Here is a 15,065-nt window from a genome sequence, read left to right as displayed (position 1 = left end):
GGAGTGACGCATGGCCTTCGAAGTTGATGAAGACATACTGCAAGACTTTTTGGTCGAAGCATCCGAAATATTGGAACAGTTGTCCGAACAACTGGTCGACTTGGAAAAGCGACCCGATGACAAGAATCTGTTGAATGCCATATTTCGCGGCTTCCATACCGTCAAAGGCGGCGCCGGTTTTCTCTCTCTGGGTGAGTTGGTAGACGTGTGTCACGGTGCCGAAAACGTGTTCGATATCTTGCGCAATGGCAAGCGAACCGTCACGGCGGAATTGATGGATGTCATTTTGCAGGCGCTGGATGCCATCAATGTGATGTTTGCCCAGGTGCAAAATCGAGAACCGCCGAGCCCTGCTTCCGCTGAAATTTTGCATGACCTGCATGAGCTCTGCAAACCTGAAGGGCAGGAGCAGTTGTTGACTGCCTCGGCAGGCAATAGTGTGCCTGTAGAAACTGCGGCATCTGCTGACGAGGTGAGCGCGGCTCCTGAGCCTGAAGCGGTTGCCGAACCCGTGGCCGTCAATGGTGGCGGCTCCATTGATGAAATCTCAGCCGATGAGTTCGAGCGCTTGCTCGATGAACTCCACGGCGTCGGCGGAGCCCCGACGCCGGTTGCGAGCCCCGCGCTGACTGGTACGGGCGATATCACAGATGATGAGTTCGAAGCCTTGCTCGACCAGCTGCATGGTCAGGGTCAGCATAGCGGCGCGCCTGAGATCAACCCGTTGAAGTCGGTGCAAAAAGAGGTTGACGAGCTGATCGATGATGATGAATTCGAACGCCTGCTCGATGAATTACATGGTCGTGGCCAAGGGCCAAAAACCAGCATCACGCCCCCTGTTGCACCAACGGTCGCAGCGCTGGTGCCAGCCGCCGTCGCCAAGTCAACACCAGCCCCCAAACCAGCAGCAGCACCGGTTGCTGCCGCTAAACCGGCACCAGCCCCCGTCAAGCAAGCCGCTGCACCAGCAGAGAATGCGGTGCAAAGCGATACCACTGTGCGGGTGGATACCAAAACGCTAGACGTCATCATGAACATGGTGGGTGAACTGGTGCTGGTACGAAATCGTCTGGTGAGCCTTGGGATCGCCAGCAACGATGAGGACATGTCAAAAGCGGTTGCCAACCTGGATGTGGTAACGGCAGACCTGCAAGGCGCCGTGATGAAGACGCGCATGCAGCCTATCAAGAAAGTATTCGGTCGTTTCCCCCGGGTTGTGCGCGATTTGGCCCGTACCCTCAAGAAAGATATTGAGCTGGTGATGGTCGGGGAAGAAACCGATCTGGACAAAAACCTGGTCGAAGCCCTTGCCGATCCGCTTGTTCACCTGGTGCGTAACTCATGTGACCACGGGGTTGAGATGCCGGATGTACGGGAAAAAGCGGGCAAGCCACGGCAGGGCACCATTACCCTGAGCGCCTCCCAGCAGGGTGATCACATTCTGCTTTGCATCGAAGACGATGGCGCAGGCATGGATCCGGAAAAGCTCAAGTCCATCGCTATCAATCGTGGCGTTCTGGATGCAGACACTGCGGCCCGCATGAGCGACAGCGATGCCTATAACCTGATTTTTGCTCCCGGTTTCTCGACCAAGTCTGAGATTTCCGATATTTCCGGCCGTGGTGTCGGCATGGATGTGGTGAAGACCAGCATAGTGAGCCTCAACGGCTCTGTGCATATTGACTCTGCCTGGGGTAAGGGCACTCGCCTCGAGATCAAGGTGCCCTTGACCTTGGCTATCTTGCCTACGCTGATGGTGGAAGTGGGTGAGCAGACATTTGCCTTGCCGCTGGGGTGTGTGAACGAGATTTTCCATCTGGACCTTAAGAAGGCCAATATGGTCGACGGTCAGCTCACCATCATAGTGCGCGACAAGGCCATCCCTCTCTTCTACCTGCACAAGTGGCTGGTAAAAGGGACAAACAAGAAATCACGGCAGGATACGGGCCATGTGGTCATAGTGCAGATTGGCACTCAGCAGATAGGCTTTGTCGTGGATAATCTGATTGGCCAGGAAGAGGTGGTGATCAAGCCACTGGACAACCTGCTGCAAGGAACCCCGGGCATGGCCGGGGCTACCATCACCAGCGATGGTGGTATTGCACTCATTCTGGATGTGCCGAGTCTGCTCAAAGCATATGCGCGTAGACATTGATAGCTCAGGCCCAAGGAGTTAGAAAAATAACAATGGCAGTTAAGGTATTAGTTGTCGACGACTCGAGCTTCTTCCGCCGCCGGGTCAGTGAGATCATCAATCAGGATCCTATGCTGACGGTGATCGATACGGCCCAGAATGGACGGGAAGCGGTAGACAAAGCACTGGCTCTACGGCCTGATGTGATCACCATGGACATAGAGATGCCCGTGATGGATGGCATCAGCGCCGTGCGCGAGATCATGGCCAAGTGCCCCACTCCGATCCTGATGTTCTCCTCCCTGACCCATGAAGGGGCCAAGGCCACCCTCGATGCCCTGGATGCGGGAGCCCTCGATTTCCTGCCCAAGAAGTTCGAAGATATCGCCCGTGACAAGGACGAAGCAGTTCGCTTGTTGCAACAGCGGGTCAAGGAAATATCGCGCAAGCGTTTCCTGATGGGTGCCAGCGCCCGGCCAAAGGCGCCTGAACCTGCGGCTCGCAGCCCACTGGTCGGTTCGTTGCCACGTCCCGGCGATCGTCAGGTCGAGCCACCGCGAATCGTACCGGTTGCCGCGTTTAAACGCAGCGGGAAAACTTACCAGCTGGTGGCTATTGGTACCTCTACTGGTGGTCCGGTGGCGCTGCAAAATGTGCTGACCAAATTACCGGGTGATTTTCCTCATCCGATTCTGCTGATCCAGCACATGCCGGCAACCTTTACCGCTGCATTTGCCGCTCGCCTCAACGGTTTGTGTCAGATAGGGGTCAAGGAGGCGGAGGATGGTGATGTACTCAAACCTGGTCACGCCTATCTGGCGCCGGGTGGCAAACAGATGTTGCTGGAAGGGCGCGGAGTCGGTGCTCGCATCCGGATCGTCGATGGCAATGACAAGGTTAACTACAAGCCTTGCGTGGACATCACCTTCGCATCGGCAGCCAAGACCTATGCCGACAAGGTGCTCGCCATCGTATTGACCGGCATGGGGGCGGATGGCAGGGATGGGGCGCGTCTGCTCAAGGAGCAAGGATCCACCATCTGGGCCCAGGATGAAGCCTCGTGCGTCGTATACGGTATGCCACAAGCCGTCGCCAAGGCGGGTATCGCCACTGAGTCACTGCCGCTGGATCGGGTAGCACAACGTATCCTGGTGGAGCTGGGTCGCTAAAGATGAGCATGTTTGGCCTGATCCTGGCTTTGGGAGCCATTGCCGTTGCTCAGCTATGGCATGGTGGAACCCTGCTCACCCTGCTCGACGGACCGGCATTTGTCATCGTTGTTGGTGGTACCTGGGGTGCCGTCATTTTGCAGACACCACGCAAATATCTGCTCGAGGCGATCAGGCAGCTGCGCTGGATGTTGTTCCCCCCGGGTTGGGGTCTGCTCAATCAGGCTGAACGGTTGCAGGGATGGGCGGTGTTCGCCCGCCAGCAGGGCCTGCTGGCGCTGGAAAATCAGGCTGATCAGGAAAGTGACGAGTTCACCCGCCAGGGGCTCACCATGATAGTGGATGGAGTGTCGATTGAGGATATTCGCATGTTGCTGGAAGCGGATATCGACATCGAGCAGGAGCGTAACGAGCACTCGGCCCGGGTATTTGAGGCCATGGGGGGATATAGTCCGACCATTGGTATCATAGGTGCGGTCATGGGTCTGATCCAGGCCATGTTCAATCTGGAGGATCCGGCAGCCCTCGGTGCCGGCATTGCCGTTGCCTTTGTTGCCACCATTTACGGGGTCGGCTTTGCCAACCTCTTTTATCTGCCGATTGCGAACCGCCTGCGCGCCTTTCATTATCATTACGCCCTGTTCCAGGAGATGACCCTGGAAGGATTGATGGCGATTGCCCACGGTGAGAATGGCCCGCAGGTTGAACGGCGGTTGAAGGCTTATCTGAAAGGAGAGTAGCCATGCGCAAGCGCTATCGTTTGCATCTGCAAGGTCGAGAACATCTCGATCGCTGGCTGGTTTCCTACGCCGACTATATGACGCTGATCTTTGCGCTGTTTGTGGTGCTCTATTCGGTGGCCCTGGTCAACAAAGATAAATATCGCGCCGTCATCGACGGCATGACCCAGGCGTTCAACGTCATGCAGCCACGCAGTGATGGCCTGCTGGAAGGGCAGGGGCAGTCGCTGTTGAACAACGAGATATCGGCCGCACCCTCAGTGCTGGAGAGTGCTATGCCACCTTCCCCCTCCCTTGCTCCCATTTCCGGTGTGCCCATCAAACAAGATGGTATGGCTCTTGCGAAGATAGATTCGCAACTGAAAGAGAGCATGAGCGCTCTGATCGAGGCCGGGGTGGTCAAGCTTACGCTGGACGACAACTGGCTGACGGTCGAGTTGAGCTCGGGTCTCTTGTTTGGCAGCGGCAGTGCTTTTATGAGCACCAATGCCTACCCTGTGCTCAATACGCTTTCAGGTATTCTGAAACCGGTCGATAACTATGTGAGAGTGAGAGGCTATACAGATAACCAGCAGATAAATAATGAAATTTTTCGCTCCAACTGGACGTTGTCTGCGGCAAGGGCCGAAGCAGTGCTCACCGCTCTCATCGCCAAGGGCATAGCACCACAGCGGCTTGCCTACGAGGCATACGGGGAGTTTTCTCCCTTTGCCGAGAATGACAGCGAACAGGGACGCTTACAGAATCGCAAGGTGGTGGTCGCTATTTCCAAGTTCGCATGGACGCCACCCGCAGCTCCCGCCAAGCCTGTGATGGTGGCGCCGGTTCCAGCAGTGCAACAGGCGGTAGAGGCAGGCGAGGTCAAGGTGATCACTCTGCCAAGTGGTGGCATACGTATAACAACAAGGCAGGATTGATACAGTGATTGTTTGGACGGTTGCCAACCAAAAAGGTGGGGTCGGTAAAACCACCACAGTAGTCGCGTTAGCCGGTATCCTGGCCCAGCGTGGCCAGCGGGTGCTATTGATTGACACCGATCCCCATGCTTCCCTGACCTCTTATCTCGATTTTGACTCGGATCGGCTGGACGGTACCCTCTATGAGCTGTTTCAGGCCGTCAAACCGACGGCCGAGCTGGTCAATAAACTGACGCTGCGAACCAAGTTTGACAACATCCACCTGCTGCCTGCCTCCATTACCCTTGCCACTCTGGATCGGGTGATGGGCAACCGGGAAGGCATGGGGTTAGTGATCAAGCGTGCCCTGCTGCGGATTCAGGATCAGTATGACTATGTGCTCATCGACTGTCCGCCTGTGCTGGGGGTCATGATGGTCAACGCCCTGGCAGCCTGCGATCGGATCCTGGTGCCGGTTCAGACTGAGTTCCTGGCCCTAAAGGGGTTGGAGCGGATGATGAAGACCTTCGAAATCATGCAGCGATCCAAGCGGGAGAAGTTCCGCTTCACCGTGATCCCCACCATGTTTGACAAGCGTACCCGCGCCTCTCTGATGACACTGAAGTCCATCAAGGATCAACATGGCGATGCGGTATGGAACGCCGTCATCCCCATAGACACCAAATTTCGGGATGCCAGCTTGCTCCACATTCCCCCTTCTATTTATTCGCCGAGCAGTCGCGGCACATATGCCTATGAGACCTTGCTCAACTATCTTGATGCCCAGGAGCGTCAACGTGCTCATGAGGTGGCATCATGAGAGACACAACCCAAGTGAGGGCCATGGATGATTACTTCCACTCCCTGTTGCTGGATGAGGCGCTGTTGCCTGATCTGCCAGAGGAGCCGGAACCTGCGCCCGCGATCCGGCTGCAACGCCAGCCTCAGGCACAGTCCGAGGTGGTGGTACAACCCTATCTGGAGGCCGATGAGCGACTCGAGCAACTGAGCGAGCTGCTTGCCCAAGTGGGGCAGGTGCAGTTTGAAATGGACGCGCTGAGCCATGAAGAGGTGAGCAGCGAGCCGCTGCAGATCGAGGTCGAAGATACCTTGCTGCTCGTTGAACCAGTATGGCTGGAGGAGATGCCTGCCCCTGCGATGGCAGAGCCGTCGACGCTGGTGATGACAGAGACTGCGGTGGAACTGGCCCCTCAGGCAGAGGCCGCCCCATCGACTTGGGAGAATATCGATACCGGTAAGGAGTTTCAGGCGCTCTTTTTCGACGTCGCCGGGGTTACCTTTGCGGTGCCCCTGACCGAGCTTGGCGGTATCCATCAGATGGGAGAGGTCTCATCACTGTTCGGTCAGCCGGATTGGTATCGTGGCATCATGACCTTGCGCGATCAGAAGATGAACGTGGTGGACACAGCACAGTGGGTGATGCCGGGGCAGCATCTGGAAATACCGGATTACAAGTATCTGATTATGCTGGGTGAATCTCCCTGGGGACTCGCCTGTCATCATCTGAAGGGCACAGAGTTATTGCATCGTGATCAGGTCAAATGGCGTCACCAGGAGGGCAAGCGCCCTTGGTTGGCGGGCATGGTCAAGGAGAAGATGTGTGCCCTGCTGCACGTCAGGGAATTGCTCCTGCTGCTGGAGCGCGGGGTCAACATAGAAGGTCGCTGATAACTTCTGCACTTATGCTCTTTTATTGCTAGTTTTACCAGTAGACGTTTTCATAAAAGGAATAAAAACATGACAGAAAAGCGCAATATTGCACAGAATCTGGCCGAAGATGAAGTGCTGCAATGGGTCACCTTCCAGCTGGAAAATGAAACCTACGGCATCAACGTGATGCAGGTGCAGGAGGTGTTGCGCTACACCGAAATCGCCCCTGTGCCGGGTGCGCCCGAGTATGTGCTGGGTATCATCAACCTGCGCGGCAATGTGGTGACCGTCATCGACACCCGCTCCCGTTTCGGCCTGCCTTCCGGCGATGTGAGCGAGAACTCGCGCATCGTCATTATCGAGGCGGAGAAGCAGGTGATCGGCATCATGGTCGACAGCGTGGCCGAGGTGGTCTATCTGCGTTCCTCCGAGATCGATGCCGCCCCTGCGGTGGGTACCGAAGAGAGTGCCAAGTTCATTCAGGGGGTCAGCAACCGCGATGGCCAGCTGCTGATCCTGGTCGATCTGAACAAGCTGCTCTCCGATGAAGAGTGGGAAGATATTGGTTCCCTCTGATAGGAAAATGATGTGTCGATGATTGAGATAGCCGCCTTGGGGGTATCCTTGTTGGCCCTGGTGCTGGCCCTGTACGGGGTGATCAGTAGCCGACGTGGCCAGCGAGGGTCCGACGCCAGGGTGGAGACGCTACAAGGCCAGCTTGAGAGCCTGCGTAAGCAGATGATGGAGCTGCACACGGGGGCCATCGGCATGGGTCAGCGTTTGCAGTCCGTTGAAGGGGCAATGCAGCTGGTCAATGATCGCCAGCAGGAGCTGACCCTGCAGGATCCGGAGCGCCGCCTTTACAGCCGTGCCGCCAAGATGGTGGAGCTGGGCGCCGACCTCGACGAGGTCATGAATGAATGTGAATTGCCGCAAGCTGAGGCAGAACTATTGATTTCATTGCGAAAAGGCCGTTCATAGCACCTCAGGAAGGCGCCCGCCTTCCTGATTTTTCCCGCCCATTTGATGCATCCCAAAGGCGGGATCTTCCCCACAAATCCGGCTGATAGTTGGCATCTTTGAAAAGACGCTCCCCAATACTGTGTTAATATGCAGGCCGCTTCTTTTCACTGATTACATCCTCATGCTGCTTCAAATTAACAATCTGAGCTGCGTGCGTGAAGATCGCACTCTGTTTGAACATCTCTCCTTTGCGGTGGCTCCCGGCGATCTGGTGCAAATTGAAGGCCCCAACGGGGTGGGGAAGACCAGCCTGCTCCGGCTGCTGACCGGTCTGTCGCAGCCGTTTGCCGGTGAGGTGTGCTGGAATGGCGAGAATATCCGCAGCTGTCGTGATGAATATCATGCCAACCTGCTCTATCTGGGCCATCAGCCTGGCGTCAAGGCGGCGCTGACGCCGCTCGAAAATCTCGCGTTCTATCAAAAGTTGCATCATCCGGCTCAATCGACGGTAGATTTGTGGCAGGTGCTTGCCCAGGTCGGCCTGGCCGGATTTGAGGACTATCCCACCGGGCAGCTCTCCGCCGGTCAGCAGCGCAGGGTCGCCCTTGCCCGGCTCTGGCTCAGTGAAAAGCCGGCACTCTGGATCCTGGATGAGCCCTTTACCGCCATCGACAAACAGGGTGTCAAGGTGCTGGAGCGGCTGTTCCTGGCCCACGCAGAGCGGGGGGGCATGGTGATCCTCACCACCCATCAGGACATGACCTTGATGGAAGGGCGGTTGAAGACCCTCTCTCTCACGCCCTCGCTGCAGGAGTAGTTTGATGTTGCGCGCCGTAATCCACCTTATTCATCGCGAGTTGTTGATGGCCCTGCGCCAGCGCTCCGACATACTCAACCCGCTCTGGTTCTTCCTCATCGTCATCACCTTGTTTCCCCTTGGTATAGGCCCCGAGCCCAAGCTGCTGGCCCGTATCGCCCCTGGCATCATCTGGGTGGCGGCCTTGCTGGCGGCCATGCTCTCGCTGGAGCGGCTGTTTCGCGATGACTTCAGCGACGGGGCGCTGGAGCAGATGATGCTGATGCCTCATCCGCTCGGGCTGTTGGCGCTGGCAAAAGTGATCGCTCACTGGCTGTTGACCGGTCTGCCATTGCTGCTGATCTCACCGCTGCTCGCCATCCTGCTGTCGCTGGACATGAACACTTATCTGGCGGTGGTCGCCACCCTGGCGCTGGGGACACCCGTGCTGAGCCTGCTCGGGGCAGTCGGCGTTGCCCTGACGGTGGGGTTGCGCAAGGGCGGTGTCTTGCTGAGCTTGCTGATCCTGCCGCTCTATATTCCGGTACTGATTTTTGCCACGTCCGCCATCGATGCGGCGGGCATGGGGCTGCCCTATTCGGGCCAGCTCGCGATCTTGGGAGCCATGCTGGCCGGTGCGCTGACCCTGACCCCCTTGGCGGTCTCGGCGGCGCTGCGGGTCAGCGTGAACTGATGAACGCTGTGGTAAGGCGTCTCGGGATGGGCTGCTATAAAAAACAGACTTGAGATAGATCAAGAGGATTGCTGCTTATTTCTTTCGGGGGATGTGATGTTTTCCGGCAGTGGGTATGGTAGGCCTCGCCACTATATTAATAACAGAAAGGTTTTGTGAGCTATGTGGAAATGGTTGCACCCTTACGCTAAACCCGAACGCGCTTATCAGCTGGCAGGGACCTTGCTGCCCTGGTTTGCCGTGACAAGCCTGCTGGCGTTCATCATAGGCACCCTCTGGGGCCTGGCTTTTGCACCCGCTGATTATCAGCAGGGTGACTCCTTCCGGATCATCTACATCCATGTGCCGGCCGCCATCCTCTCCATGGGGGCTTATTCCACCATGGCGGTGGCTGCCTTCATCGGGCTGGTCTGGCAATTGCGAATGGCCGACATGACGGTGGCCGCCGTTGCGCCGGTCGGTGCCGTGTTCACCTTCATCGCGCTGTTTACCGGCGCCGCCTGGGGCAAGCCCATGTGGGGCACCTGGTGGGTGTGGGATGCCCGTCTCACCTCGGAGCTGATCCTGCTGTTCCTCTATCTGGGCGTGATTGCCCTCTACAACGCCTTCAGCGACAAGGTGGTTGCTGGCCGTGCCGCCGGCATTCTGGCACTGGTGGGAGTGATCAACCTGCCCATCATTCACTACTCGGTGGAGTGGTGGAATACCCTGCACCAGGGCGCCAGCATCACCAAGTTCGACAAACCCTCCATCTCCCCCGAGATGCTGTGGCCGCTGCTCATCATGATACTGGCCTTTGCCACCTTCCTCGGGGCGCTCTCCCTGATGCGTTTTCGAAATGAGCTCTTGATGCGGGAGTGGCATCGCCCCTGGGTCATCGATCTTGCCAAGCAGGAGAAGTAAGCATGCACTTTGCCTCTTTCAGTGACTTCATGGCGATGGGCGGTTACGCCTTCTATGTCTGGCTCTCCTTCGGTCTGACCCTGCTTTGCCTGGTCGGCATCGTCATTTCCACCCGGTTGAAGACCCGCAGTCTGCTCGGCGAATTGCGCAGCAAGCAGGCCCGCGAGACCCGCCGCAAGGCGGCCCAGCAGATGGAGAACACCCTATGAACCCGAGACGCAAGAAACGCCTCAGCATCATACTGGCGATAAGTCTTGGCCTCGCTGCCGTGATAGGCCTGGTGCTTTATGCCCTCAGCCAGAATATCGATCTCTTCTACACCCCGAGTGAACTGGTGGAGGGCAAGGGGCCGGACAAGGTCAAGCCGGAAGAGGGGCAGCGCCTTCGCATCGGTGGTCTGGTGGTGCCGGGGTCTGTGCTGCGGGATCAACAGAGCCTCAAGGTAGCCTTCAAGCTGGTGGACAATGGCGGCCATCTGGTCACCGTCGAGTTTGACGGCATACTGCCCGACCTGTTCCGCGAAGGGCAGGGCATAGTGGCCCAGGGTACCCTCAAGAACGCCACTACCGTGGAGGCGTTCGAGGTGCTGGCCAAGCACGATGAGAACTACATGCCGCCGGAAGTGGCCAATGCCACCAATGGCATGCATTTCAAGCCGGAATATACCGAGGCGCAGTTGAAGGGAGCCAAGCAATGAATCCGCTGGCCCACCCGCCGTTTTTACCGTTTCTCGCCTGTGTACCGGTTTGTGTCACGGCTCAATTGAAAGGAACCCTGCCATGATCCCGGAATTAGGACAGTTCTCACTGATCCTGGCCTTTGCCACCGCCCTGCTGCTGGGCGTCTATCCCTTGCTCGGTGCCCAGTGGGGGCGGCTTGGCATGATGTCGACGGCTCGTCCGCTGGCCTATGCCCAGTTCCTGCTGTTGTTGCTGTCCTTCCTGTGCCTGACCTGGGCCTTTATCGACAATGACTTCACCGTGCAGTATGTGGCTACCAATTCCAACACCCTGTTGCCGCTGGCTTATCGGATCTCCGCCGTCTGGGGTGCCCATGAGGGCTCACTGTTGCTCTGGGTGCTGACCCTGGGTGGCTGGACGGCGGCGGTGGCGTTGTTCAGTCGCAGCCTGCCGCTGGATGCGGTGGCTCGGGTACTCGGCGTGTTGGGGCTGATCTCGGTCGGTTTTACCGCCTTCGTGCTGTTTACTTCCGATCCTTTCACTCGCACTCTGCCCTACTTCCCGGTGGATGGACGGGATCTCAACCCGCTATTGCAGGATCCCGGCCTCATCTTCCACCCGCCCATGCTCTACATGGGCTATGTGGGCTTCTCGGTGGCCTTTGCCTTTGCCATCGCTTCCCTGATGACGGGGCGCCTCGACGCCACCTGGGCGCGCTGGTCCCGTCCCTGGACCATGGCCGCCTGGGTCTTCCTGACTTTAGGGATAGTGCTTGGCTCCTGGTGGGCCTATTACGAGCTTGGCTGGGGTGGCTGGTGGTTCTGGGATCCAGTGGAAAACGCCTCCTTCATGCCCTGGCTGGCGGGTACTGCCCTGCTGCACTCACTGGCGGTGAGCGAGAAGCGGGCCACCTTCAAGGCCTGGACAGTGCTGCTGGCACTCTCTGCCTTCTCCCTGAGCCTGCTCGGTACCTTCCTGGTGCGTTCGGGCGTGCTGGTCTCGGTGCATGCGTTTGCCTCCGACCCGACCCGCGGCCTGTTCATTCTGGGCTTCCTGCTGGCGGTGATAGGTAGCTCGCTCCTGCTGTTTGCTTTCAAGGGCTCGCAGGTGAAGAGCCACGGCAAGCACGAGCTGTGGAGCCGCGAGACCCTGCTGCTGTGCAACAACATCATGCTGGTGGCGGGTCTGCTGACCGTGCTGCTCGGCACCCTGTTACCGCTGGTGCACAAGGAGCTGGGGCTTGGCAGTATCTCCATCGGGACGCCCTTCTTCAACCACATCTACAGCTGGCTGATCATTCCATTTGCCCTGCTGCTGGGGCTTGGTCCGCTGTTTCGCTGGCGCCGTCAGGATCTGGGTGAGCTCAAGGGCAAGGTGATCCTGGCGCTGGTATTGAGTCTGGCCGCCGCCTTCCTGCTGCCGCTGTTGTTGGCCGAGGAGTTCAAACCCTGGGCCGCCCTTGGCATAGGCCTCGGCGCCTGGATCATCATCACCAGCATTCAGGAGACCTGGGTGCGCGCCACCCACAAGCACAGCTTTGCGGTCGGTGTGCGCAAGCTGGGCAACAGCCACTGGGCGATGATTTTCGGCCACGTAGGCTTGGCGGTGAGTATCATCGGCATCGCCTGTACCCAGAACTACAGCATCGAGAAAGACCTGCGCATGCAAGCCGGCGATCGGGTGCAATTTGCCGATTACGAGTTCGTGTTCACCGGGATTACCGAGAAGAACGGTCCCAATTACGACGGTTTCAAGGGCGTGCTGGAAGTGCACAAGGGTGGCAGGCTGGTCGCCCTGCTCAAGCCGGAGAAGCGCATGTACAAGGTGAGTCGCATGCCGATGACGGAAGCGGCCATCGACGCAGGTTTCACCCGGGATCTCTATGCGGCGCTCGGCGAGCAGCTTGACAACGGTGCCTGGGCGGTGCGGATCTACTACAAACCCTTCGTGCGCTGGATCTGGTTCGGCGGTGTCTTCATGGCCATTGGCGGCGTGCTGGCGATGCTGGACAAGCGCTACCGTTTTGGCCGTCGTGACGAGGAGGCCAAGGCATGAGCAAGAAAATCTGGTTGTTTTTGATCCCCTTTATCGTCTTTTTGCTGGGGTCAGTGTTTCTGTTCAAGGGGCTCTACTCCGATCCCACCAAGCTCGAATCCGTGATGGTGGGCAAGGCGGTGCCGGTGTTCACCCTGCAGGATATCTATGACCTGAACAAGCAGCATGACCGCAGCATCCTCAAGGGGCAGCCCATGCTGCTCAACGTCTGGGCCACCTGGTGCCCGACCTGCTATGGGGAGCACACCTACCTCAAGCAGCTGGCGGGGCAGGGGATCTACATCGTCGGCATGAACTACAAGGATGAACGCGCCAAGGCCATCAACTGGCTGGCGGAGCTCGGCAACCCCTACCAGATCAACCTCTATGACCCGGATGGCATGCTGGGGCTGGATCTGGGAGTCTATGGCGCGCCCGAGACCTTCTTCATCGACAGCCAGGGCATCATCCGCTATCGCCACGTAGGGGATGTCAACCCCGACGTCTGGGCATCGACCCTCAAACCCATCTTTGATGCCATGAAGTGAGGGAGAGCCTGATGAGAGTATTGATTGCATCCTTGCTGTTGCTGGCCGGATTGGGCGGCGCCGGTCAGGCGCTGGCCGCCATCGATGTTTACACCTTCGACAACGATGCCCAGGAGCAGACCTTTCGCGAGCTGACCAAGGAGCTGCGTTGCCCGAAGTGCCAGAACCAGGATATCGCCGATTCCAATGCGGGGCTTGCCAAGGATCTGCGCGACAAGACCTATCAAATGGTGCGCGAGGGCAAGGAGAAGCAGGAAGTGGTGGACTACATGGTCGCCCGCTACGGCAACTTCATTCTGTATAACCCGCCGCTGATGGCGTCGACCCTGATCCTCTGGCTGGGCCCGTTGCTGGTCATCGTCATAGGTGTCGTCACTGTGGTGGTGCGCAGCCGTCGTCGCCCCGCGGCGGCCAGGCCGGCGGATAGCGCCCTGAGCGCGGAAGAGCAGCGTCGTTTGACGGCCCTGCTCAAAGAGGAAGAGAAACAATGACCGCATTTTGGATAGTGATCGCGGCCCTGCTGGTGCTGGTGAGTCTGGCGCTGGTAGTGCCGTTGTGGCGCGGCGAGGGCAAGCAGAGCATCAGCCGCTCGGCCCTCAACAAGCAGCTCTATCGCCAGCGTCTGCTGGAGATAGGCGAAGAGCGTGAACAGGGCATATTGGCGGAAGAGCCGGATTCCTTGATCGAGCTGCAACGCAGCCTGCTGGACGACATTCCCGACGTGGAGCAGACCGCTCGGGGTGGCAAGAGTCTGATCTGGATCCCGGGTGTGCTGGTGCTGGTGGTGGTGAGTCTGGGACTCTATTACCAGCTCGGCTCATGGCGGGAAGTCCAGCGCTGGCAGGACGCCAACAGCCGGTTGGGTGAGCTGAGCAACCGTATCCTGGTGGAGCAGGATGCCCAGGTGACCGAGCAGGATCTGATGGACTTCATGCTGGCCTTGCGCACCCGTCTGAAGGACGAGCCGAACGATTATCGCGGCTGGCTGCTGCTGGGCCGCCTGTCGCTGGATGGTAATGATCCCGAGATGGCCCGTGAGGCGCTGGAGCGGGCCTATGCGCTGGCGCCACAAAAGGCCATGGTGGCCGTGCCCTATGCCCAGGCACTGATGATGACCGGAGGTGAGGCTCAGGCCGATGAGCTGCTGCGTAGCGCCATTGCGCTGGATCCGGCCAACATAGAGGCTCGCTCCGTCTATGCCTTCATGGCGCTGCAAAAAGAGGACTTCAAGACGGCGCTGCTGCGCTGGCGCGAGATGTTGCCGCTGATGGAGAAGGGCTCGACTCGCTACACCATGGTGGAGCGCTCCATCGACTATGCCGAGCAGCAGCTGAAGCAGCGTGGCATGGCGGCGCCAAGCGTGCCGGCGATCCAGAGCGAGCAGGCACAAACCCAGGCGTCTGTTCAGGTGCAGGCCGGTGAGTTCCCGTTGCACGTCACGCTGGCCCCCGGCATCCAGCCGCCGGAGGATGCCCATCTGTTCGTGTTTGCGGTGATCCCCAACGGGCCACCCATGCCCATCGCGGTCAAGCGCATAGCGGGTCCCCAGTTCCCGTTGACTCTGTCACTGGGGGATGGTGATGCCATGATGGAGGGCAGCAAGCTTGCTACCTACCCGCAGTTGCAGTTCAAGGCCCGCCTCTCCCGCGGTGGTAACGTCATGAACAAGGAAGGGGCGTTTGAAGGGGTATCGGCTCCGATCCCGACGGACGCAATTCCGTCAGCGCCGATTGACATCCGCATCGATCACGCCCTCTAATACTCCCTTGGCCCGGCCCCTCGATGGGGCCGGACTGCCTATAATCCAGATTAATCACAATAAAAAGCTAGGACTTCC

General features: G+C 58.5%; 17 protein-coding genes. All 17 read left to right on the top strand.

The window, feature by feature from the left end; translation table 11 throughout:
• Nucleotides 1-10: 10 nt before the first annotated feature.
• The 17 genes from WJM78_RS14455 (at nt 11) to ccmI (ending at nt 14,987) form a co-directional block, all read left to right on the top strand.
• Complete coding sequence (locus tag WJM78_RS14455) at nt 11-2,155, top strand: chemotaxis protein CheA (RefSeq protein ID WP_339010073.1); 2,145 nt, start codon at nt 11-13, stop codon at nt 2,153-2,155.
• Nucleotides 2,156-2,187: 32 nt separating this feature from the next.
• Nucleotides 2,188-3,303: a protein-glutamate methylesterase/protein-glutamine glutaminase gene (locus tag WJM78_RS14450; protein ID WP_275929632.1), complete on the top strand. Its 1,116-nt coding sequence runs from the start codon at nt 2,188-2,190 to the stop codon at nt 3,301-3,303.
• A gap of 2 nt (nt 3,304-3,305) precedes the next feature.
• Complete coding sequence (locus tag WJM78_RS14445) at nt 3,306-4,043, top strand: flagellar motor protein (protein WP_339010068.1); 738 nt, start codon at nt 3,306-3,308, stop codon at nt 4,041-4,043.
• A gap of 2 nt (nt 4,044-4,045) precedes the next feature.
• Nucleotides 4,046-4,960, top strand: coding sequence for a flagellar motor protein MotB (locus WJM78_RS14440; protein WP_339010067.1), 915 nt, complete (start codon nt 4,046-4,048; stop codon nt 4,958-4,960).
• Between the two features lie 4 nt (nt 4,961-4,964).
• Nucleotides 4,965-5,759: a ParA family protein gene (locus tag WJM78_RS14435; protein ID WP_212514098.1), complete on the top strand. Its 795-nt coding sequence runs from the start codon at nt 4,965-4,967 to the stop codon at nt 5,757-5,759.
• The gene (locus WJM78_RS14430; protein ID WP_339010064.1) at nt 5,756-6,628 is read left to right on the top strand and encodes a chemotaxis protein CheW; all 873 of its coding nucleotides are present in this window, start codon (nt 5,756-5,758) and stop codon (nt 6,626-6,628) included. The genes WJM78_RS14435 and WJM78_RS14430 overlap by 4 nt, the downstream gene beginning before the upstream one ends.
• A 69-nt stretch (nt 6,629-6,697) precedes the next feature.
• The gene (locus WJM78_RS14425) at nt 6,698-7,186 is read left to right on the top strand and encodes a chemotaxis protein CheW (protein WP_005298836.1); all 489 of its coding nucleotides are present in this window, start codon (nt 6,698-6,700) and stop codon (nt 7,184-7,186) included.
• Between the two features lie 18 nt (nt 7,187-7,204).
• Nucleotides 7,205-7,591 (top strand): DUF2802 domain-containing protein, encoded by a 387-nt coding sequence (locus WJM78_RS14420; protein WP_108537473.1) that lies wholly within the window; start codon nt 7,205-7,207, stop codon nt 7,589-7,591.
• 163 nt (nt 7,592-7,754) lie between these two features.
• Nucleotides 7,755-8,390 (top strand): cytochrome c biogenesis heme-transporting ATPase CcmA, encoded by a 636-nt coding sequence (gene ccmA, locus WJM78_RS14415; RefSeq protein ID WP_108537474.1) that lies wholly within the window; start codon nt 7,755-7,757, stop codon nt 8,388-8,390.
• Nucleotides 8,391-8,394: 4 nt separating this feature from the next.
• A complete protein-coding gene (ccmB, locus tag WJM78_RS14410; RefSeq protein ID WP_042034081.1) occupies nt 8,395-9,063 on the top strand; it encodes a heme exporter protein CcmB in 669 nt (222 codons plus the stop codon).
• 162 nt (nt 9,064-9,225) lie between these two features.
• A complete protein-coding gene (locus WJM78_RS14405) occupies nt 9,226-9,966 on the top strand; it encodes a heme ABC transporter permease (protein WP_275929629.1) in 741 nt (246 codons plus the stop codon).
• Between the two features lie 2 nt (nt 9,967-9,968).
• Complete coding sequence (ccmD, locus tag WJM78_RS14400; RefSeq protein WP_108537475.1) at nt 9,969-10,175, top strand: heme exporter protein CcmD; 207 nt, start codon at nt 9,969-9,971, stop codon at nt 10,173-10,175.
• Nucleotides 10,172-10,663 carry a cytochrome c maturation protein CcmE gene (gene ccmE, locus WJM78_RS14395; protein ID WP_042034078.1) on the top strand — a complete coding sequence of 164 codons (492 nt, stop codon included), beginning with the start codon at nt 10,172-10,174 and terminating at the stop codon, nt 10,661-10,663. Before ccmD ends, ccmE begins: the two co-directional genes overlap by 4 nt.
• A gap of 82 nt (nt 10,664-10,745) precedes the next feature.
• Nucleotides 10,746-12,701 (top strand): heme lyase CcmF/NrfE family subunit, encoded by a 1,956-nt coding sequence (locus WJM78_RS14390; RefSeq protein ID WP_275929628.1) that lies wholly within the window; start codon nt 10,746-10,748, stop codon nt 12,699-12,701.
• A complete protein-coding gene (locus WJM78_RS14385) occupies nt 12,698-13,228 on the top strand; it encodes a DsbE family thiol:disulfide interchange protein (protein WP_275929627.1) in 531 nt (176 codons plus the stop codon). The genes WJM78_RS14390 and WJM78_RS14385 overlap by 4 nt, the downstream gene beginning before the upstream one ends.
• Before the next feature lie 11 nt (nt 13,229-13,239).
• The gene (locus tag WJM78_RS14380; protein ID WP_108537478.1) at nt 13,240-13,719 is read left to right on the top strand and encodes a cytochrome c-type biogenesis protein; all 480 of its coding nucleotides are present in this window, start codon (nt 13,240-13,242) and stop codon (nt 13,717-13,719) included.
• On the top strand, nt 13,716-14,987 hold the full coding sequence (gene ccmI, locus WJM78_RS14375; protein ID WP_275929625.1) for a c-type cytochrome biogenesis protein CcmI: 1,272 nt from the start codon (nt 13,716-13,718) through the stop codon (nt 14,985-14,987). The genes WJM78_RS14380 and ccmI overlap by 4 nt, the downstream gene beginning before the upstream one ends.
• Nucleotides 14,988-15,065 lie beyond the last annotated feature (78 nt).

This window comes from Aeromonas popoffii (genome assembly GCF_037818705.1).
GTDB lineage: Bacteria > Pseudomonadota > Gammaproteobacteria > Enterobacterales > Aeromonadaceae > Aeromonas > Aeromonas popoffii.
The sequence above is the reverse complement of the archived record's forward strand: the minus strand, read 5'-3'. Positions and strand labels throughout refer to the sequence as shown.